Origin of the sequence: Methylobacterium sp. E-025, from assembly GCF_022829705.1 — a bacterium.
In the GTDB taxonomy this organism is placed as follows: domain Bacteria; phylum Pseudomonadota; class Alphaproteobacteria; order Rhizobiales; family Beijerinckiaceae; genus Methylobacterium.
Genome location: NZ_JAKSYR010000190.1, coordinates 1 through 463, shown reverse-complemented (window position 1 = coordinate 463; position 463 = coordinate 1). Strand labels below are relative to the sequence as shown.

General features: G+C 71.5%; 1 protein-coding gene. It reads left to right on the top strand.

Annotated elements, in window-relative coordinates:
* Nucleotides 1–184 (top strand): SRPBCC family protein (locus MKK64_RS26790; RefSeq protein WP_243938745.1); only part of this gene is annotated, 184 nt, incomplete at its 5' end.
* Between the last annotated feature and the right edge of the window lie 279 nt (nucleotides 185–463).

Genomic DNA, 463 nt, shown 5'->3' with positions numbered 1-463 from the left:
GTCCGGCCCGCTGCCGGTCTCCGACTACAAGTCGACGCTCTCGGTGGCGCCGGACGGCACCGGCTCGAAGCTGAGCTGGACCGGGACCTTCAACGCCAAGGGCGCCCCGGACACCGTCTCTACCGACGCGATCTCCGGCATCTACGAGTCGGGCCTGAAGGCCATCGCCGACAAGGCGAAGTAGGCCGGTTCGGTCGACGAACGAGCTGTTCCCTCCGCCCTCTGCGGGGTGGGGCGCACCACGAGTCCGGCCTGAAGGGCAACGCCGGCACGGCGCAGCACGGCCGTTCCGTCGACGAACGCGGTGTTCCCCGCCCCCTCAGCGGGGGAGGGTGGCCCGCGAAGCGGGTCGGGAGAGGGGAACGACCTCTCTGGACAACGCGCTCCCCTCTCCCGACCCTCGCTGACGCGAGGCCCACCCTCCCCCGCAGAGGGGGGAGGGAAACCGCGATCACGCGAACGG